20 protein-coding genes, 1 tRNA gene, 1 pseudogene and 1 other annotated feature are annotated in these 17,903 nt (G+C 64.0%); of the genes and pseudogenes, 8 read left to right on the top strand and 14 right to left on the bottom strand.

The genetic code is table 11. From position 1 onward, the window contains the following. Positions 1 to 33 precede the first annotated feature (33 nt). Positions 34 to 1,650, bottom strand: coding sequence for an ATP-binding protein (locus EBS_RS09420; RefSeq protein WP_043108427.1), 1,617 nt, complete (start codon positions 1,648 to 1,650; stop codon positions 34 to 36). 217 nt (positions 1,651 to 1,867) lie between these two features. On the opposite strand from EBS_RS09420, the pseudogene EBS_RS09415 reads away from it, so the two are divergent. The 3 genes and pseudogenes from EBS_RS09415 to EBS_RS09405 all read left to right on the top strand — a co-directional run bounded on the left by EBS_RS09415 (position 1,868) and on the right by EBS_RS09405 (position 5,225). Next, a pseudogene (locus tag EBS_RS09415) lies at positions 1,868 to 2,997 on the top strand (NAD(P)/FAD-dependent oxidoreductase). A 175-nt stretch (positions 2,998 to 3,172) separates the two neighbouring features. Continuing rightward, a complete protein-coding gene (locus EBS_RS09410) occupies positions 3,173 to 4,753 on the top strand; it encodes a peptide chain release factor 3 (protein WP_043108426.1) in 1,581 nt (526 codons plus the stop codon). 241 nt (positions 4,754 to 4,994) lie between these two features. Then, positions 4,995 to 5,225: a BolA family protein gene (locus EBS_RS09405; RefSeq protein ID WP_043108424.1), complete on the top strand. Its 231-nt coding sequence runs from the start codon at positions 4,995 to 4,997 to the stop codon at positions 5,223 to 5,225. Between the two features lie 208 nt (positions 5,226 to 5,433). On the opposite strand, the gene EBS_RS09400 is transcribed toward EBS_RS09405, so the two are convergent. Both EBS_RS09400 and EBS_RS09395 read right to left on the bottom strand, forming a co-directional pair. Then, complete coding sequence (locus tag EBS_RS09400; RefSeq protein ID WP_043108422.1) at positions 5,434 to 6,387, bottom strand: PDC sensor domain-containing protein; 954 nt, start codon at positions 6,385 to 6,387, stop codon at positions 5,434 to 5,436. Between the two features lie 3 nt (positions 6,388 to 6,390). Beyond that, entirely contained in the window at positions 6,391 to 6,708 is a 318-nt protein-coding gene (locus EBS_RS09395) for a DUF1820 family protein (RefSeq protein WP_043108421.1), read from the bottom strand. 244 nt (positions 6,709 to 6,952) lie between these two features. Between EBS_RS09395 and hisI the strand changes: the two genes are divergently transcribed. From hisI to EBS_RS09380, 3 genes are read left to right on the top strand one after another with little or no spacing between them, the layout of a single operon-like run. Next, complete coding sequence (gene hisI, locus EBS_RS09390) at positions 6,953 to 7,381, top strand: phosphoribosyl-AMP cyclohydrolase (RefSeq protein ID WP_043109618.1); 429 nt, start codon at positions 6,953 to 6,955, stop codon at positions 7,379 to 7,381. Further along, positions 7,371 to 8,159, top strand: coding sequence for a hydroxyacylglutathione hydrolase (gloB, locus tag EBS_RS09385; protein ID WP_043108420.1), 789 nt, complete (start codon positions 7,371 to 7,373; stop codon positions 8,157 to 8,159). Before hisI ends, gloB begins: the two co-directional genes overlap by 11 nt. Continuing rightward, entirely contained in the window at positions 8,156 to 9,493 is a 1,338-nt protein-coding gene (locus EBS_RS09380) for a dihydroorotase (RefSeq protein ID WP_043108418.1), read from the top strand. Before gloB ends, EBS_RS09380 begins: the two co-directional genes overlap by 4 nt. 121 nt (positions 9,494 to 9,614) lie before the next feature. Here the strand turns inward: EBS_RS09380 and EBS_RS09375 are convergent, their stop codons facing one another. From EBS_RS09375 to EBS_RS09355, 5 genes are all read right to left on the bottom strand, one after another. Then, positions 9,615 to 10,502 (bottom strand): 6-pyruvoyl trahydropterin synthase family protein, encoded by an 888-nt coding sequence (locus tag EBS_RS09375; RefSeq protein WP_052199467.1) that lies wholly within the window; start codon positions 10,500 to 10,502, stop codon positions 9,615 to 9,617. A 21-nt stretch (positions 10,503 to 10,523) separates the two neighbouring features. Further along, a tRNA-Thr gene (locus EBS_RS09370) sits at positions 10,524 to 10,599 on the bottom strand. Positions 10,600 to 10,617: 18 nt separating this feature from the next. Further along, positions 10,618 to 11,718 (bottom strand): glycine oxidase ThiO, encoded by a 1,101-nt coding sequence (thiO, locus tag EBS_RS09365; protein ID WP_043108417.1) that lies wholly within the window; start codon positions 11,716 to 11,718, stop codon positions 10,618 to 10,620. Between the two features lie 215 nt (positions 11,719 to 11,933). Beyond that, on the bottom strand, positions 11,934 to 12,365 hold the full coding sequence (locus tag EBS_RS14625) for a type IV pilin protein (protein ID WP_081999910.1): 432 nt from the start codon (positions 12,363 to 12,365) through the stop codon (positions 11,934 to 11,936). A 41-nt stretch (positions 12,366 to 12,406) separates the two neighbouring features. Beyond that, positions 12,407 to 13,771, bottom strand: coding sequence for a hypothetical protein (locus EBS_RS09355; protein ID WP_148307723.1), 1,365 nt, complete (start codon positions 13,769 to 13,771; stop codon positions 12,407 to 12,409). Between EBS_RS09355 and EBS_RS09345 the strand changes: the two genes are divergently transcribed. Continuing rightward, a protein-coding gene (locus EBS_RS09345) for an IS3 family transposase (protein WP_148307722.1) occupies positions 13,706 to 14,925 on the top strand; the annotation gives its coding sequence in 2 pieces (ribosomal slippage) (positions 13,706 to 13,988 and positions 13,988 to 14,925; 1,221 coding nt in all). The two genes, EBS_RS09355 and EBS_RS09345, sit on opposite strands and share 66 nt — an antisense overlap. Beyond that, positions 13,984 to 14,100 (top strand) — a sequence feature (AL1L pseudoknot). (Overlaps the previous gene by 117 nt.) A gap of 1 nt (position 14,926) precedes the next feature. Here the strand turns inward: EBS_RS09345 and EBS_RS09340 are convergent. From EBS_RS09340 to EBS_RS14400, 6 genes are all read right to left on the bottom strand, one after another. Continuing rightward, positions 14,927 to 15,121 (bottom strand): type IV pilus modification PilV family protein, encoded by a 195-nt coding sequence (locus EBS_RS09340; RefSeq protein WP_043108414.1) that lies wholly within the window; start codon positions 15,119 to 15,121, stop codon positions 14,927 to 14,929. Continuing rightward, on the bottom strand, positions 15,118 to 15,342 hold the full coding sequence (locus EBS_RS14790; protein ID WP_043108413.1) for a GspH/FimT family protein: 225 nt from the start codon (positions 15,340 to 15,342) through the stop codon (positions 15,118 to 15,120). The genes EBS_RS09340 and EBS_RS14790 overlap by 4 nt, the downstream gene beginning before the upstream one ends. Then, positions 15,329 to 15,640 (bottom strand): GspH/FimT family pseudopilin, encoded by a 312-nt coding sequence (locus EBS_RS14785; protein ID WP_052199465.1) that lies wholly within the window; start codon positions 15,638 to 15,640, stop codon positions 15,329 to 15,331. The genes EBS_RS14790 and EBS_RS14785 overlap by 14 nt, the downstream gene beginning before the upstream one ends. An 83-nt stretch (positions 15,641 to 15,723) precedes the next feature. Beyond that, a complete protein-coding gene (gene ispH / locus EBS_RS09325) occupies positions 15,724 to 16,659 on the bottom strand; it encodes a 4-hydroxy-3-methylbut-2-enyl diphosphate reductase (protein ID WP_043108411.1) in 936 nt (311 codons plus the stop codon). Beyond that, positions 16,656 to 17,039 carry a hypothetical protein gene (locus EBS_RS09320; RefSeq protein ID WP_043108409.1) on the bottom strand — a complete coding sequence of 128 codons (384 nt, stop codon included), beginning with the start codon at positions 17,037 to 17,039 and terminating at the stop codon, positions 16,656 to 16,658. Before EBS_RS09320 ends, ispH begins: the two co-directional genes overlap by 4 nt. Next, a complete protein-coding gene (locus EBS_RS14400) occupies positions 17,039 to 17,638 on the bottom strand; it encodes a hypothetical protein (RefSeq protein ID WP_043108408.1) in 600 nt (199 codons plus the stop codon). Before EBS_RS14400 ends, EBS_RS09320 begins: the two co-directional genes overlap by 1 nt. 97 nt (positions 17,639 to 17,735) lie before the next feature. Here EBS_RS14400 and EBS_RS14880 point away from each other — a divergent pair, with 97 nt between their 5' ends. Next, entirely contained in the window at positions 17,736 to 17,903 is a 168-nt protein-coding gene (locus EBS_RS14880; protein WP_331711226.1) for a hypothetical protein, read from the top strand.

The following is a 17,903-nucleotide window of genomic DNA, read 5'->3' as shown; positions in this document are numbered from 1 at the left end:
GTCGGCCCTTCGTCGTTCAGGCGGGGGAGGGGGTCAACGCTGCTGCCGCCACCAGCGCTGCACGATGTTGCCCACGTCGAGGTCGTCGGGTCCGCCACGCCAGGCCTGGTGCACCGGTGCGTCCTGGCTCGAGGGTGCCGGGTCGGGCTTGTAGACCTGGAGGCGGGTGGGCAGCGGAATGGCCTCGCCGACCGCCAGCGCCTCGCCCCGGCGCAGCGAGGCCAGAGTGTCGGTCAGGTCCTGTTCTCCTTCCGGCATCAGGCGGCGCACATACGCCTGGTCGTCCGGGTTGGTGATGCGCAGACAGATGAAGTTGCTGCACTGTGCCAGCACCGTCTCGGAAAGCTCCAGCGGGCGCTGGCTGACCACGCACAACCCCACGCCGTACTTGCGGCCTTCCTTGGCGATGCGTTCCACCGCGCGACGGGTGGCCGAATGCTGCACATCGTTCTCGCGGGGGATGTACTGGTGGGCCTCCTCGCAGACCAGCAGCAACGGGAATTCGCGTCGCTGCGGGTTCCAGTAGTTGAACTCGAAAGCGAGGCGGGCGATCTGCGCGGTGATGGTCGGGCGCACGTCGTGCGGGACCACGCTCAGGTCGATCACGGTGATCGGGCGTTTGGGCTCGCCCAGGCCGACGAAGTCCCGCAGCAGCGATTCCAGGTGGGCGGATTCGGTACGCCGTTTCGGCTTGAAGAGGAAGCTGTAGCGCGAGTCGTTGAACATCGCTTGAAAGCGCACCAGGAACTCGTCGAAGGTGCCGAACAGGGGGCCGCGCGTCTTGCCGAAATCGGACTGTTGTTCGTTGGCCTTCTTGAACTGCAGGTACATCTCCTTGATCGAGAAGTACACCGGCGAGTCCACCGAGAGGCTGTCGATACCCAGGTCGCGGTTGGCCTTCTTGCGCAGGCTGTAGAGCACCTCGCGCATGAAGGCCATCTGCAGCGAGGCATTGGGGTCCGAGCGGTCGATGAGCAGGTCGATCAGTTCGGCATAGGTCAGCAGCCAGTAGGGGATCTCCAGCGCACGTGCGTCCACGTGCCGTGCCATGTCCTCGGGAAAGGCGCTGTGCAGCTTGCCGTCGGCGTCGCGCCAGCCATATTCGCCGTGGATGTCCAGCAGTACGATATGTGCCTTTGGCAGGGCCTCCACGGTACGCTGCAGGATGCTGGCGACTGTCCACGACTTGCCCGCGCCGGACTGGCCGAGGATGGCCAGGTGGCGTCCGAACAGGGGGTTGGGGTCAAAATAGACCTTCAGCTCGGGATGTTGACTGTGGCGTCCAAGATGGACGCCGTAGCGCCGGAAGGTGTCGAACAAGGCCGCCAGCTGGTTGGTGTTGATGGTATAGACTCCGGCGCCCAGCGAGGGAAACTGGTTGACTCCCCGGCTGAAGCTGCCGTCGCTGGTGATATTGCCCAGGGGCATCAGTTGCAACAGGGTACGGTCGCTTTCGGACCAGGAGCGCACCACGCGCACCAGCAACTGCATCCCCCGTGAGCGGATGATGAGGTGGGCACCTGAATGGGTGATGCTGCTGTTGTCCCGCGCGGCGGGGCTGTCCTCCAGATCGGCGTTCAGGGTAACCGTCAGGTGGCGGGCGGAGACGTCGGTGACTCGACCGATCAGGTCAGGGTCGCTGTTGATCAATCCTCGATACTCCCTTGGCTATGGCGACGTATGATTGTTCTGCCGTGATCATAAGCCGTTGGTCGCGTGTCGGGCAAAGGCCATTCATCACAGTTTCACGTGACGTGTCCTCGTTTCGGCATGACGGCAGGAAAAGGCATTTCCTTACCGGATGCCGGCACTACAGTCTGTGCCGTAGAGGTTAGAATGCAACGAGTTCCTGTTCCGGAGAAGCGTCATGAGCAACAGAGTCACCGTGGTTGGTGCCGGTTTCGGCGCCCTGACGGCCATCCGCAAGCTGCGTGCCCTGGACGCCGCCCTGCGGATCGATCTGGTCGCCCCCCGTCCCGAGTTTGTGTATTACCCCGGCACCATCTGGATTCCCACCGGCCTGCGCCAGCCCGAAGACCTGGTGATCCCGCTGGACAACTTCTTCCGGCGCATGCGGGTGGATTACCACCAGGCCGAGACCACCGGCCTGAGCGAGGACGGGCGCACCCTGCGCACCAGCGCCGGGGATATCCCCAACGACGGCATCATCATCGCCTCGGGGGGCAGTTCATGCGCAAGCTGCCGGGTATCGAGCACGCCATCGTACCGTGCGGCGGCATCCCCGCCACCACCGCCATCCGCGACCGCCTGGCCGCGCTGGAAGGTGGCACCCTGGCCTTCGGCTTTGCCGGCAACCCGAAGGAGCCGGCCGCGATGCGTGGCGGCCCGGTGTTCGAGTTCCTGTTCGGCATCGATACCTGGCTGCGCAAGCAGGGACGGCGTGATCGTTTCAAGCTGATCTTCTTCACCCCGCCCCCCAAGCCCGGCGCGCGCCTGGGGCCCAAGGCCGTGGAGGGCCTGTTGCGCGAGATGGCAAAGCGCGACATCGAGACCCACCTGGGCCACAAGATGAAGGGCTTCGAGGCCAACAAGGTGATCACCGAAGGTGGTGAGTTCGAGGCCGACCTGATCCTGTTCATGCCCGGCATGACCGGCAACAAGTGGTTCGACAATACCGCACTGGCTCGCTCCGAGGGCGGGCTGCTCAAGGCCAATACCCTGTGCCAGGCAGAGGGGGCCGAGCGAGTCTACGTGGCGGGCGATTCTGGCAGCTTCCCAGGGCCGGACTGGCTGCCCAAGCAGGCGCATATGGCTGATCTCCAGGCCGAAGCGGCAGCGCACAATCTGCTGGCCGAACTGGCCGGTCGCGAGCCTGACAAGACTTTCAAGGCCGAGCTGATGTGCATCGTGGACAGCCGCGACAAGGGCATGTTCATCAGTCGCAGCGAGAAGGGGGGGGTGGTGCTGCCGAGCAGCGTGGTGTTCCACTGGGCCAAGCGTTTCTTCGAGTGGTGGTATTTGCGGCAGTATCGCTGAGCGGCATCGTACCCCCCTGTGCGGATCGTTCGCGGCGAGGACGCCGCTCCCACAGGTGGGAGGCCCGTCCCCGGGCCGAATGTTCGCGTCGGGAACGCCGCTCCTACACGTAGGAGGTCGGTCCCCGGGCCGAACATCACGCTATAATCTGCCGCCCTTTGCCGTATCCGTTGTCATGACCGACCTGCAGACCGAGACCGCGAGGCGCCGCACCTTCGCCATCATCTCCCACCCCGACGCGGGCAAGACCACGCTCACCGAGAAGCTGTTGCTGTTCGGTGGCGCCATCCAGCTTGCCGGCACGGTGAAGGGACGCAAGGCCGCGCGGCATGCCACTTCCGACTGGATGGAGCTGGAGAAGGAGCGCGGCATCTCGGTGACCTCGTCGGTGATGCAGTTCGAGCACAAGGGCTGCGTGATGAACCTGCTCGACACGCCTGGCCACGAGGATTTCTCCGAGGATACCTACCGCACGCTCACCGCCGTGGATTCGGCGCTGATGGTGATCGACGTGGCCAAGGGCGTGGAAGAGCGCACCATCAAGCTGATGGAGGTCTGCCGCCTGCGTGACACGCCCATCATCACCTTTATCAACAAGCTCGACCGCGAGGGCCGGGATCCGATCGAGCTGATGGACGAGGTCGAGGAGGTGCTCAAGATCCGCTGCGCCCCGGTGACCTGGCCGATCGGCATGGGCAAGCGTCTCAAGGGGGTGTTCGACCTGCGCGACGAGACGGTGCACCTGTACGATCCCGAGCACGGCGGGCGGCGTTCCACGGGTGAAAAGATCCGGGGCCTGGACAATCCGCGCCTCGACGAACTGCTCGGCGATCAGGCCGAGGAACTGCGCGAGGAGATCGAGTTGGTGCGCGGCGCCAGCCATGCTTTCGATCTCGATGCCTACCGGCGCGGCGAGCTGACCCCGGTGTTCTTCGGCTCGGCGATCAACAATTTCGGCGTGGAAGAGTTGCTCGACGCGGTGGCCGAATATGCGCCGCCGCCCCTGCCGCGCGCGGCGGTCGAGCGCAGCGTGGAACCGACCGAGGAGCGGTTCACCGGCTTCGTGTTCAAGATCCAGGCGAACATGGACCCTCAGCACCGCGACCGGGTGGCCTTTCTTCGCGTCTGCTCCGGCAGCTACCACAAGGGCATGAAGATGCACCAGGTACGCATCGGCAAGACGGTGACCGTGGCCAACGCCATCACCTTCCAGGCCGATGCCCGCAAGGCTGTCGAGGAGGCCTTTCCCGGCGATATCATCGGCCTGCACAACCACGGTACCATCCAGATCGGTGATACCTTCACCGAGGGCGAGTCACTCAAGTACACCGGTATACCGTACTTTGCCCCGGAACTGTTCCGTCGCGTGGTGCTCAAGGATCCACTCAAGCTCAAGCAACTTCAGAAGGGCGTGTTGCAGCTGTGCGAGGAAGGGGCCACCCAGGTGTTCCGCCCGTTGCGCAACAACGAGCTGATCCTCGGCGCGGTCGGCGTGCTCCAGTTCGAGGTGGCCGCGCACCGCCTGAAGCACGAATACGGTGTCGAGGCCATTGTCGAGCCGGTGCAGGTGCAACTGGCGCGTTGGATCGCCTGCGACGACGACAAGCTGCTGGCGCGTTTCCGCGACAAGGCGCACGACAATCTGGCGCTCGATGGCGACGGCCAGCTCGTCTATCTTGCTCCCACCCGGGTCAACCTGTCGCTCACCGAGGAGCGCTGGCCCGAGATCCGCTTCCTGGCCACGCGGGAGCTTTGAGGGGCTGCCCGGTGTCCCGGACTGGGTAGGGTCTGGCTCCGGCGCCTGTCCGTTCAGGTGCCGGCGTAACCGCTCAGGTGCAGGGCGATCACCCCGAGGGTCACGATCAGGTGCCACCACTCGGGCAATTTGCGTGGAAATGGCTTCATCGGCGGTTTCTCTCGCTACAATGATGCCTTTCATGTCGTTGCGTGGCGAAAAAACTTGAGCCACGCAGGCATTCGATTCCTGGAGGAAACCGATGGAACCCGAGAAGGTCAAGCAATTCATCGAGGCCGGTCTGCCCGGCGCGCGGGTCGAGGTCACTGGTGACGGCCGCCATTTCGAGGCCCTGGTGGTCTCCGAGGCCTTTGAAGGCAAGAGCCTGGTCCAGCGTCACCGCATGGTGATGAATACGGTCAACGAACAGATCGCCAGCGACGAGCTCCACGCCCTGTCGATCAAGGCGAAGACGCCGGCCGAGGCGGGTTGAGCGTTTTTATCGATATACCCGACATCGCAGGATGGGCAAAGGCCCGAAGGGCCGTGCCCATCGATAGTCAAACCTTCATCGATCGCACCCATCAAGGCCAGTCGGATCGGGGAACGGGATGGGCACGCTGCGCTTTGCCCATCCTGCGGGCTGTGCAGATCGTTCGCGGTGCTGCCTGCAGGAGGCCCGTCCCCGGGCCGAACGGACATCACATCCCTTCCCAGAACTCCGAATCCTTGGCCAGGAACTGGTCGAAGGGGATGTAGTGCGAGCCGTCGCAGGAGAAGTTCAGCCCCACGATGCCGTTGAAGATGTTGATCGAGCCGGCGCGCAGGTAGATGGTCTCGTCGGCGAAGCGCAGTTGCCGGAAGGTCTCGAAGATGGGCTTGATTGATTCCTTCGGAACCACCGCGTCGGCCGGGTAGTCCCGGTGCGGGAAAGCCAGGCAGATATCGGGATCGACCAGGTCCTCGAACTCGATGACCTGGTAGCGGTAGGGGTCGTCCAGGGTCCATACCGTGGCCCGGCTGCTGGAGAAATGCAGCTTGAGGTGGAAGATGCCGTTGTCGGTGATCAGTTCCTCGACCACGGGCAGGATCTGGTTGATGTGCCGGTCGAGCCGGCTGGGTATCCGGGTCTGCTGGAACACCTGGCCGCGGATCGCGGGGTCGCCCTTGATCTGACGCCAGCGCGAGGGGTCGCTGTACATGTCCTTGGTGATCGGCAGCTTGCGCAGGTCGAAGTCTGCGCCCAGCCAGCCGATGTGCTCACCGTCCTGCCAGACCTTCTGCAGCGCAGTGACCGAAGGGCGGTTGGCGCGCAGGCTGATGTAGGCCTCGGAGAGCGTCATGTCCAATTCGGGGTCGATTTGCTGGAAATAGGGCCGGGTGGAGCGGTCGCGTCCGAGGTCCTCGGGCATCAGACCGTCCTCGGAGGCGTTGGCGCTGATTTGCACACCGCTGGTTTCCAGCGCATACAGGTAGGCGACATAGGGCACCTTGCGCATCGAGTCTTGCAGTTCGGTATCCAGGGCTGTGCGGTCGTCCCACACCTGCGCCACCCGGTTGGCGGCCCGGTGCATGGGGTCTACCAGCATGTTGTGCAGCATGGCGCGCTGGCGACGTATGCGTTGTTGCAGGGGCGATTCGGTCGGGGCGTTCATGGTTCAGTCCGTGCGTTTTCCCGGCAGCGGGAAGGGGGTGACGTTGCTGCCGATGCCGTCGATGTCGAGGATCTTGTTCTGGCCCTGGGCTGCGACCTGGTCGATACGCACCACCGCGTGCATGGGCAGGAGGATGCGCTCCACGCCCTCGAATTCGGCCTTGAGCTTCTCTTCGGCCGGGTCGATGACCAGCGCGGTGTGTTCGCCGAACAGCAGGTCCCGGATCTCGACGAAGCCATAGATGTCGCCTTGCGACACCTGGCGTGCGTGCAACTGGTAGAGCTTGCCGTTGTTGTGGAACAGGATACGGAATATCTGCATGGTGACCTCAGGATAACACCGCTGTTTTACGGCTGGATGACAGGCAGTGCAGCGGAAACTGTCGCTGCGCTATGATGAGCGTGACTTGAAGGAATCTCCGCTCAGCTTCCTCCGTTGCTTGCGGGGGAGGAGAATGTACGTCGATGCGGCCCCTCTGATGCAGGATCCTCCCGGCCTCCTCCACGCATCGGGGAAGGGAAAATACTACTCAGAGGTTCTTTAAGACAATGGTGGTGACATGAGCCTGTTCAAGGAACTGGAAAAACGCCCTGCCGGCGAGACGGTACCGCTGGAAGACGCCATCGCTGCGTTGCCATGGAACGCCGACGGCCTGCTGCCGGCGGTCGCCCAGCAGTACGACAGTGGCGAAGTGCTGATGCTGGCCTGGATGAACGAGACCGCACTGCGCGAGACGCTGGCGACCGGCCGGGTCTGTTACTGGTCGCGTTCGCGCCAGCGGCTGTGGCGCAAGGGCGAGTCCTCGGGACAGGTGCAGCGGCTGGTGGAGCTGCGGCTCGACTGCGACGGCGACACCATCCTGTGCAAGGTCGACCAGACCGGGCCGGCCTGCCACACCGGGCGGCGCGACTGCTTCTACCTGAAGGTCGATGGTGACCGACTGGTGATCGACAAGGCCCCGCTGATCGACCCGGAGACCCTCTATGGCCGCTGAACTGCACATCGAGCCCATCCCTGCCTTCGACGACAACTACATCTGGCTGTTGTGGCGCGAGGGTCACGCCGGTTGCACTGTAGTCGACCCGGGTGACGATGAACCGGTGCGCGAGGCCCTGGCCGAACGTGGCCTACGGCTGGAGAGCATCCTGATCACGCACAAGCACGGAGACCATGTCGGCGGTATTGCCGCGCTCAAGGCCGTCTGGCCGCAGGCTGTGGTCTATGGCCCTGCCGACGAACCCATCCGTGCCCTGGAGCGGCGTCTGCGCGGCGGCGAGCGGGTGGTGCTCGAGGGGCCTGGCGTCACGTTCGAGGTGCTGGACGTGCCCGGCCATACAGAGGGCCACATCGCCTACCTTGGGGACGGTGTCCTGTTCTGCGGCGACACCCTGTTCGCCTGTGGCTGCGGGCGAGTGTTCTCCGGCACCTTCGAGCAGCTGGCCGCCTCGCTGCGCGCGCTGGCGGCCCTGCCGCCGGCGACGCGCGTCTACTGCGCCCATGAATACACCCTGGACAACATCGGCTTCGCGAAGTGGGTCGAACCCGACAACCCCGATCTGGCCGCGCGCGAGCAGCAGGTGCGTGTATTGCGCGAGCGCGGCGAGCCCAGCGTGCCGTCCACGCTGGCCGAAGAGCTGGCGACCAATCCTTTCCTGCGCACCGGGGAGCCCACGGTGATCGCCGCCGCCGAGCGCTGGGCAGGGCAGACGCTGGATGATCCCAGCGCGGTGTTCACCGCCCTGCGCACCTGGAAAGACAAGGACTACGACTGATGAATATCCTGATCAAGAACGCCCGGCTGGTGAACGAGGGCGAGGTGCGCGAAGGTGACCTGCTGATGCGTGACGGGCGTATCGCGCGCATCGGTGGCGAGATCCTGGCCGATGGTGCCGAGGTGATCGATGCCGCCGGCCGGGTGCTGATGCCCGGTATGATCGACGACCAGGTGCACTTCCGCGAGCCGGGGGTGACCCACAAGGCGGACATCGCCAGCGAGTCGAAGGCGGCGCTGGCCGGCGGCATCACCAGTTTCTTCGATATGCCCAATACCCGCCCGCAGACGGTCACCCTCGAGGCCCTGGAAGACAAGTTCCGCCTGGCCGCGGGGCGTGCCTGGGGCAATTTCGCCTTCTATCTCGGAGGCACCAACGACAACATCGAAGAGATTCGCCGCCTGGCGCCGGGCCAGACCTGCGGCGTGAAGGTGTTCATGGGTGCCTCCACCGGCAACATGCTGGTGGACGACCCGGCCACCCTCGAGGCCATCTTCCGCGACTGTCCGACCCTGATCGCTACCCACTGCGAGGACACGCCCACCATCCTTGCCAACGAGGCGCGTTACCGCGAGCAGTACGGCGAGCAGATTCCGATGCGTTTCCACCCGGCCATCCGCAGCGAGGCGGCCTGCTGGAAATCGTCTTCGATGGCGGTGGACCTGGCGCGGCGTCACGGTACCCGCCTGCATGTGCTGCACCTGACCACCGCGCGCGAGCTGGCGCTGTTCGAGGCCGGTCCCCTGGAAGGCAAGCGCATCACCGCCGAGGCCTGCGTGCATCACCTGTACTTCAGCGATGCCGATTACGAGGCGCTGGGCAGCCAGATCAAGTGCAATCCCGCGATCAAGACCGCCGAAGACCGCGCTGCCCTGCGCGCCGCCCTGGCCGAGGACCGTCTGGACGTGATCGCCACCGATCACGCGCCCCACACCTGGGAAGAGAAACAGGACCCTTCCTACTTCAAGGCCCCCGCCGGCCTGCCACTGGTGCAGCATGCCTTGTGCATGGCGCTCGAACTGGTACACGACGGCCTGCTTGGCCTGCCGCAACTGGTGCACAAGGTGGCGCACGCTCCGGCGCGCCTGTTCGGCATCCGCGACCGCGGCTTCCTGCGCGAGGGCTATCACGCCGACCTGGTGCTGGTCGACCTCGATGCCCCGCAGAGCGTGCGTCGCGAGGATGTGCTCTACAAGTGTGGCTGGAGCCCGCTGGAGGGGCGTACCCTGCGTTCCAGCGTGATCGCCACCTTCGTCAATGGCGAACTCAAGTACGACCGGGGCCATTTCCTCGGTGGGCCCAACGGCGCGCGGCTCGAGTTCGCGGCAGACTGAAGCGGAGCTGAAGGCGGCGAGGACGCCGTTCGCGACGGGGACGCCGCTCCCACCGGTAGGAGGCTCGTCCTCGGGCCGAACCGTTCGCGAGGGGACGTTGTTCGCGACGGGGACGCCGCTCCTACCGTAGGCGGTCCGTCCCCGAACCGCACCGTTCGAGGTGAGGACGCCGCGCCTCGGCGATGGCCCCCTTGTCCACACCTTCGAAGGCGTGCACGCGGAAATGGTGGCCGTGGTGTTCGCCAGCCAGTGTCTCGGCGATGTGGGCGGCGAGGTTCTCGACGGTGGAGTCGGTATCGACCAGGTAGCAGCGCTCGACCGGCATGCGCAGCAGGAAGCGTCCCTGGGCGCTTTCATAGCCGAACAGGTACTGGCCGTCTTCTTCCTTGCAGAGATCTGCGCGGGTGGCGATGTAGATGTCGCGCCAGCGTTCGCACCAGTCGGCCTCCAGTTCGGGGGCGCGTATGCCGTCACGCTCGATGATCAGCCGCGAACGGTGTCCGTGCGCGATGCGTTGACAGTTGCCGCAGTGGTGCTTGAGGCCGTGGCTGTAGTGGTAGAAGGCGCCGTCGATGCTTTCTGGGCGCAGGCGGATGCTCAACGACTCGACATTGCTCGGCATGCCGGGCAACAGGGCGGCGACGATGGCCTCGGCCACGGTATCGGGAGTGATCGCTTCGGCATCGATGCGGCAAATCGCTTCTTCGGGGCTGCTGTGTTGCAGCATCCAGCCCGCACGGGTGTGGAAGTTGAGGTGCGACATGCCGCGTCGTGGCTGCTCCACCAGCCCCTCGTAGCGCATCGGCAGCAGAAGCCGGTGGTCGAAGCGTTCGTCCACCAGCGCCTTGATGGAGCGCTTGACCTCGGCGAAGTCGAGCACCATGCCTTGCTCGTCGAGGCCGCCTTCGAGCACCACGTCGAGCAGCCAGCTTTCGCCCAGCAGGCCGCGCTCGGCATGCAGATAAGAGAAGTCGAGGATGGTCAGCCGATTGACGAAGAGCTGGGGCATGGGCAGACCGTCGGGGGAAAATGGAGCCACTGGGCGGAATCGAACCGCCGACCTACTGATTACGAATCAGTTGCTCTACCGACTGAGCTACAGTGGCGCGGGCGGCAATTATAGGCTAGCCCCGGGGTGCGTTCCAGCCGTAGGGTGCCGGATCGAGAATGGGCGGGCGTTCCAGCACCAGGTCGGCAGCCAGTCGCGCCGAAGCCAGACCGATGACGATCCCGTTGCGGAACTGTCCCGCGTTGACGTACAGCCCCCCGATCTCGGGATGCGCCGAGATGTAGGGCACACCTGCCGGTGAGCCGGGACGCAGGCCGGCCCAGTGTTTTACCAGCGGGGCGTCGCGCATCACCGGGAAACGTTCGCGCACCAGCGCCAGCAGTTCCTCGCGCATGGCCTCGGTGGTGGATTTGTCGAAGCCGACTTCTTCCATGCTGGAGCCGAACAGCACGTGGCCGTCGCGGCGTGGGATGATGTAGCGCTGGTCTTCGAGCACGATGCGCGAGATGGTGTCTGGCGTGGTCTGGAACAGCAGCATCTGGCCGCGTACCGGACGCACCGCCGGCGGAGCGGGAAGATCGCCCAGCAGCTCGCCACTCCAGGCGCCGGCGCAGACGATCACCCGGTCGGCCTCGACATGGCCCCTGGGCGTGGTCACGCCCCGGCAGACGCCGTTGCGTATCCACAGTCCGTTCACCGGCGTGTCAGAGCGCAGCGTAACGCCCCGGGCCTGTAAATCAGCGAGCAGGGCGGCCAGCAGTCGGGGATTTCGCAGCTGGCCCACCTCGGGCATCCACAGCCCGGTCTCTGGCGGGCGGGCTGCAGCGGGCTCCAGTGCACGAAAGGTGGCGGCATCGACCGTCTCCAGTCGGCGGCCATGTCGGGCGGCCCAGGCCAGGGCCGTGTCGATCTCGTCTTCGGCCACCATCAGCATGCCGTTGACGGTGAACTCGGGGTCGATGCCGGTATCGCGTGCCAGTTGCGCGCAGGCCTCGGGATATCGCGTCTGGCTCCAGCTCGCTAGTGCGGTGATGCTGTCGAGATAGCGCCAGGGAAACAGCGGCGAGACGATGCCACCGCCGGCCCAGCTCGACTCGCGACCGGGTTGGCCGCGTTCGAGCACAGTGACTTGCGCGCCGGCACTCGCCAGTTCACGCGCGGTAAGCAGGCCGATGGCCCCGCCACCGATGACCAGGATGTGTCGATCCGATTTCAAGAGTCGCCTTCGCCGGAAACTACTGTCGGGAGAGCGACAGTCTAACATCCTGTTCCGGCGTCAATCTGGTAAGTCGATTGGAATGCTGGCCTGCCACGCCACCTGCAGACGAGGCCTCGAGGCTACTTGTTCCAGCAGGCGGCCGGTGATTTGCTGCCGTTGTTATCCAGTGTGAGGGTGAGGCAGCCGGTGTCCGAGGTTTGACGGTTCTTGGCTTATGCCGTGGCCGTGAAGCCTGTCGCCGTGGCGGCGACGGTCACATCATACAGCCCCGTTCCCTTGGTTACGATGTTCTGGTTCTCGTCGACGCCGACGGTATCGGCTCCATATCCCAGGGCGCTCAGCTTTCCGTAGCTGCGGTTGCTGATGTAATAACGTTGCTCGTCCAGCGCTACCTTGTTGAGAAAGCTCTTGGCCACAACCCGGTTCGAGCGCAATACATAATCGGTATATGCTGGAATGGCGATCACCGCCAGGATGGCGACGATGGCTACCACGATCATGAGTTCGATCAGGGTGAAGCCCGATGATCTGCCTGTAAAGATCTGCCAGTTTGATCGCACGAGAGGTGTTCTCCGTTCAGATGCGGATGCCTGACGACGGGTGCAGATCTGCCAGGCTCGGCAAATCTGCACCGTTGTCGTCATTCAGTCTTGCAGCTCGTTCCACGAGGCTCGCGACGGGTCGGTCAGCCAGCCCGGGGGGGTGGGGGGCAGCCATTGCAGCCGCCAACACCGCCGCTGCTGCCGCCGGTTGTGCCGCCAGGCGCGATAGTTCCATTATCTTCCTCCTCATCTTTATCTTTATTTTTATCGTGATCTTTCTTTTTGTCTTTTTTCTTTCCCCGCTTCTTGTCTTTCTTTTTCTTTTTCTCGCCTTGCAGGATGGTCTGGTCGCGCCAGTATTCGAACACGGTATAGGGTTTGCCGGTTTTCGGATTGATCACGGTATTGCCACTGCTGTCCGTATAGGTGGCGTCCAGTGAACTGTACTCGTGGGCGCAGGGGCCCTTCCAGTGCCAGAACAACGTGGATTCCCATAGCAGACCATCCGTAATGCCCGTGATGTTCCCTGCAGTGTCCCGGGTCAAGGTAAAGGCGTCGCTGCCGTCGGCGTTGACCCTGACTGCCCAGATGGTCAGGGCGGCATTGCGCCAGCGGCCGTCGGATGACGGGATGTTTTTCTTGACGCACCCGGTTTGCGTCGGGATCAGCTGTCGATCGATGATGGCATTGACATCGAAATAGATACTCAGCTGTGACAACGGGATGCTGCCTGATACCCCACCCAAGGAGTAGACCGGCAACGAACTGATCGGCTTCGCGGCATAGCTGGTCACCGGTTCGTAGGTTGCCGAATTCGTTTCGGCATAGGCCTGGTTGATCGACAAGCGGCCGCCCGGAGACTTGTCGGCATTGACGATGATCAGCTTGAACTTCTGTTGCCGATTGGTGATGTCGAGATCGATGTTATGCAGCTTGGTGTCCAGCAGATTGAAATAGTCCACACCCTTGACGTTGTGCTTGTCGTCGTACTGGTGAATGTGGCCATCGGTGGTTGCACTGCCTTGTGGCAGGGCGGTGGACAATAGCTGAGTAGTGTCCACATCGAAGTGACCGCCGAGCAAGCCGGGATCGTTGGGAGTCCCTGTATTGGGAGGCGTGACCGGCTGTGAGTGGAACTGACGGTTGACGAAGAAGGTGCCACTGGTACTGCTCAGGGTGGCAGTGGTTGGCGTCGAGGCCACGATACCATAGCCCAGTTGCAGGCCGGTGATCTGGTCTTCGGCATCGACCAAGTCGCCATCTCCGTTGCCGTCCACGTTGTCGGCGGTGGTTAGGCTGCCGTCACCATTCATGTCGTAGACGATGCGATAGGGACTTCCTCCGGTCAGCAGGTTGATCTCGTTGGACCAGATCTCCCCGCCATGCGTGATTGAACCGCCCCGGGTTTCCCGGAGACTCCATTTCTTGAGAGGATAGAGTCTATGGATACGAGCAAGAGATATTCCCCTGAGGTCCGGGAACGGGCGGTTCGCATGGTGTTTGATCATCAGAGCGAGCATGATTCCCAATGGGCGGCGATGACCTCCATCGCGGCCAAGATCGGCTGTACGCCGGAGACGCTGCGCAAATGGGTGAGACAGGCCGAGCGTGATCAAGGACTGCGTGAGGGTCTGACGACGTCGGAGCGCGAGCGGCTCAAGGCCTTGGAACGGGAGAACCGGGAGCTGAGGCGGGCCAACGAGATTCTGAAGACGGCGTCGGCTTTTTTTGCCCAGGCGGAGCTCGACCGCAAACTGAAGAGATGATCGCGTACATCGACGATCACAGGGATCGTTACGGGGTCGAGCCGATCTGCGCGGTGCTGCCGATCGCCCCGTCCACCTACTATGAGCACAAGGCCCGTGAGGCCGATCCACAGCGACTGCCGCGGCGATTGCAGCGGGATCGCGCCCTGTCAGACGAGATTCGACGGATCTGGGAAGAGAACTTCCAGGTGTACGGTGCCAGGAAGGTATGGCGGCAGCTCAACCGGGAAGGCATCGAGGTAGCCCGCTGCACGGTGGAACGCCTGATGCGTGTCATGGGGTTGCGGGGTGTGGTGCGAGGCCGCCGTTGCCGGACAACGATCGGCGACACGACGGCGGAACGACCACTGGACCGGGTGAAGCGGCAGTTTACTGCCACCCGCCCGAATCAGTTGTGGGTGGCGGACATTACCTACGTGGCGACTTGGACAGGGTTTGTCTATGTGGCGTTTGTCGTGGACGTCTATGCCCGACGGATCGTGGGCTGGCGTGTCTCCCGGTCGCTGAAGACCGACCTGGTGCTGGATGCGCTGGAGCAGGCGCTATGGTCGCGCCAGGACACAGAGGGCCTGGTGCACCACAGTGACCGAGGCTGTCAGTACCTGTCGGTGCGTTACACGGAGCGCCTGGCCGGGGCCGGCATTGATGCCTCGGTCGGTAGCCGAGGGGACTCCTATGACAACGCTCTGGCAGAGACGATCAACGGTCTGTACAAGGCCGAGGTTATCTACCGGCGAGGCCCCTGGAAGCATAGGGAGGCGGTCGAATATGCCACTTTGGAGTGGGTGGACTGGTTCAACCACCGGCGGCTGCTGGAGCCTATTGGCAACGTGCCACCGGCGGAGTTGGAAGCGGCGTATTATCGCCAACAGAAAGAGTCTGCCAAGGCGGCCTGACTCAAACAAAACAGTCTCCGGAATATCCGGGGCGGTTCACCTGCGAGTACATGTAGCCTTCGTTGGTGCTCTTGAGGCTGTTGGCGAACAGTCCGGCCAGGCCGAGCAGGCCGATGCTCACGACCAGGATGGAGACCAGCACCTCGATCAGGGTGGTGCCGGCCTGAAGGCGTCCGTGGTGCACGATGCGGTTCATGTGCAGTTGCTTCCCTTTTCGAGACGAACACGACCGGTGGCGTTGAGTGTTACGGTATTGCCGTATGCCCCCTTGCGATCGTCGCAGACCTTGATGTCGCCAGCCGCGGCGGGTCGCCCATTGGGGTTGAAGGTGATGGTGTCTGCGAAGACCGTGATCTGCAGTCCCCCCGCCAGGGCCTGCTGAGTACTTACGATATTGGCGCTTTCACTGTTGTCCACCTTGCCGATCGCGTTGCCTGCGGAGCGGGTCTTCCACGAACACGATCCATCCGTCCGTCCATCCCGAGCCCGTCTTGCACTGGGCCTGGTCCTGGCTGCGGCAGACGGTGACCGGCGCATTGCGCTTGACGGCCTCGGAGCGGGCGAGCTGCAGGGCCCGAACCAGGTTGTTGCTGGCGGAGGTGAGCCGGTTGTTCTTGACCAGCTCGGTGAACGACGGGATGGCCAGCACTGCGCCGATCGCGAGTACAGCGACGGCGATGAGCAATTCGATCAAGGTCACGCCTGAATTCTTCATGTGCTGAAGCATAGCGACCACTTTGGTCCAGTGGAGTGCGGTTCCCGACGAGCGGGTCGATTCCGCCGAGGAACGCGAGACGATCAGCCCAGCAGGGCCTTGGGCAGGGCGAAGATCACGGATTCGGGTTGACCGCCGTCTTCCTCGACTTGTGACGCTCCCCACGCCCGGAGCTGGGCGATCACGCTGTCCACGAGCACTTCAGGTGCCGACGCTCCGGCGGTTACGCCGATGATGTCCACGCCGTCGAGCCATTCGCGGCGGATGTCCTCGGGGCGGTCGATCAGCCAGGCGGGCTTCCCCTGCTTTTCGGCGATCTCGCGCAGGCGGTTGGAATTGGAACTGTTGGGCGACCCGACCACCAGCACGATGTCGCATTGGCCGGCCAGGCGCTTGACCGCGTCCTGCCGGTTCTGGGTGGCGTAGCAGATGTCGTCCTTCTTCGGGCCCTGGATGGCCGGAAAGCGGGTGCGCAGGGCGGCGATCACCTGGGCGGTGTCGTCCATCGACAGCGTGGTCTGGGTGACGAAAGCCAAGCGTTCAGGGTCGCGCACCACCAGCCGTTCGACGTCCTCGGGCTTTTCGACCAGATGGATGCCCTCGCCGTTTCGGCAACGGTACTGGCCCATGGTGCCCTCGACCTCGGGATGGCCCCGGTGGCCGATCAGAATCACCTCGTTGCCGGCCTTGCAGTGACGCACTACCTCGAGATGGACCTTGGTGACCAGCGGGCAGGTGGCGTCGAAGACGCTCAGTTCGCGCGCCTCGGCCTCCTTGCGCACCGCCTGGGAGACGCCGTGCGCGCTGAAGATCACGGTGGCACCATCCGGCACTTCGGCCAGTTCGTCCACGAACACCGCGCCGCGGTTGCGCAGATCCTCGACCACGAACCGGTTGTGCACCACCTCGTGGCGCACGTAGATGGGGGCGCAGAAATTCTCCAGCGCGCGTTCGACGATCTCGATGGCGCGATCGACGCCGGCGCAGAAGCCGCGGGGATTGGCGAGCAGGATCTTCATGACGGCATTGTACACCCGGCATCCCCGGTACGCGGCGTGGCGCCGAGCCGGCGGGCGATCTCGAGGATCTGTGTGCGCGGCGGGTAGTCGTCGGGATGGGTTTGCAGATATTCCTGGCAGCGCGCGAATTCATCGGCCAGATGCGGGTCGGTGTTGTGGCAGCCGAGCACGCGCAGCCGGTGATTGCCGATGCGCCAGGGACCCTCGCCACGCAGCTCGCCGCGGACCAGGTGGGCTGCCTCGGCGGGAGTGGAGAGATGCCACCAGAGGTCGAGATACAGCAGGCCCTGCGGGTGGGTGAAGGCACAGGCGATGAGTTTCTCGCGGCCGTCCGGCTCGCGCAGTACCAGCGGGGCAGTGACCTCGTCGATGATCGCCATCAGTGGATCTGTGGAGCGCGCAGCAGGGCCTCGAAGCGCTGGCGGTAGGCTTCCATGCGTGCCGCCTCGGCGTCTTCCTGGCTGCCGAAGGCAGGCGACTGCTGCCATTCCCCGCTGGCATGGTCGTAGACCGAAAAGCGGTACTGTCGGCCCATCTTGAACACGCCGCTGATGTCCTTGTCGGCCTGCATCATGGCCTCGCCTTCGCTCAGGCCGCTGGGCAGGCCAGAGTGGCTGAACGACAGGCTGGGCCGGTTGGCCTGTACCTCGGCGCCGGATTTCATGATCAGCACGTGGTCACGGATCTCGCCGGCCTCGGAGAGTTCGATCAGTTCAAGGCCGGGAAAACGCGAGAGCAGGTAGCCGGCCATCAGGCGGCCCAGGTTGTCGTCGCGGTTCTCGATGGCGGTGAGCAGCTTGTTGGCCACGATCTGGCCACGCAGTGGCAGGTCGACCTGGTCGATCCACTCGCGGTTGACCTGCCAGCCCTGGTCCATGTCGGCGTCCATGCGGTCGAAGAACTCGCTCGCCTGCTCGATCAGCGCATCGGGGACGTTGAGCTCCAGCAATTGGTCGGCGATGGTGACCTTGAGTATCATGGCGAGGCTCCTGCGTTGCGGTTTGCGCCACATTCTAGCGGGAGCGTCCCGCCAATGCCCCGGGCGTTCGTCGGGGTTGTCTCCAGGGAGAAGTACTGTGCTGATCGAGATCCCCGAACTGCTCAACCCCGCGCAGATCGACAAGATCCGCGAGATCCTCGAAGGCGCCGAATTCGTCGATGGGCGGCTCACCGCCGGCATGGCTGCGCGCCGGGTCAAGGCCAACGAAGAGCTGGCACAGGATCCGCAGATCCAGCACGCCTGA

Source organism: endosymbiont of unidentified scaly snail isolate Monju, assembly GCF_000801295.1.
Classification (GTDB): domain Bacteria; phylum Pseudomonadota; class Gammaproteobacteria; order Chromatiales; family Chromatiaceae; genus MONJU.
This window is presented reverse-complemented; position numbering and strand designations above follow the sequence as displayed.

Bases quoted from the DNA above. Each gene is read 5' to 3' on its own strand.
- EBS_RS09410 (WP_043108426.1), top strand. From the start codon at position 3,173: ATGACCGACCTGCAGACCGAGACCGCGAGGCGCCGCACCTTCGCCATC.
- EBS_RS09405 (WP_043108424.1), top strand. From the start codon at position 4,995: ATGGAACCCGAGAAGGTCAAGCAATTCATCGAGGCCGGTCTGCCCGGC.
- EBS_RS09400 (WP_043108422.1), bottom strand. From the start codon at position 6,387: ATGAACGCCCCGACCGAATCGCCCCTGCAACAACGCATACGTCGCCAG.
- EBS_RS09395 (WP_043108421.1), bottom strand. From the start codon at position 6,708: ATGCAGATATTCCGTATCCTGTTCCACAACAACGGCAAGCTCTACCAG.
- gloB (WP_043108420.1), top strand. From the start codon at position 7,371: ATGGCCGCTGAACTGCACATCGAGCCCATCCCTGCCTTCGACGACAAC.
- EBS_RS09375 (WP_052199467.1), bottom strand. From the start codon at position 10,502: ATGCCCCAGCTCTTCGTCAATCGGCTGACCATCCTCGACTTCTCTTAT.
- EBS_RS14625 (WP_081999910.1), bottom strand. From the start codon at position 12,365: ATGACGACAACGGTGCAGATTTGCCGAGCCTGGCAGATCTGCACCCGT.
- EBS_RS09355 (WP_148307723.1), bottom strand. From the start codon at position 13,771: ATGATCAAACACCATGCGAACCGCCCGTTCCCGGACCTCAGGGGAATA.
- EBS_RS09340 (WP_043108414.1), bottom strand. From the start codon at position 15,121: ATGAACCGCATCGTGCACCACGGACGCCTTCAGGCCGGCACCACCCTG.
- EBS_RS14785 (WP_052199465.1), bottom strand. From the start codon at position 15,640: ATGAAGAATTCAGGCGTGACCTTGATCGAATTGCTCATCGCCGTCGCT.
- ispH (WP_043108411.1), bottom strand. From the start codon at position 16,659: ATGAAGATCCTGCTCGCCAATCCCCGCGGCTTCTGCGCCGGCGTCGAT.
- EBS_RS09320 (WP_043108409.1), bottom strand. From the start codon at position 17,039: ATGGCGATCATCGACGAGGTCACTGCCCCGCTGGTACTGCGCGAGCCG.
- EBS_RS14400 (WP_043108408.1), bottom strand. From the start codon at position 17,638: ATGATACTCAAGGTCACCATCGCCGACCAATTGCTGGAGCTCAACGTC.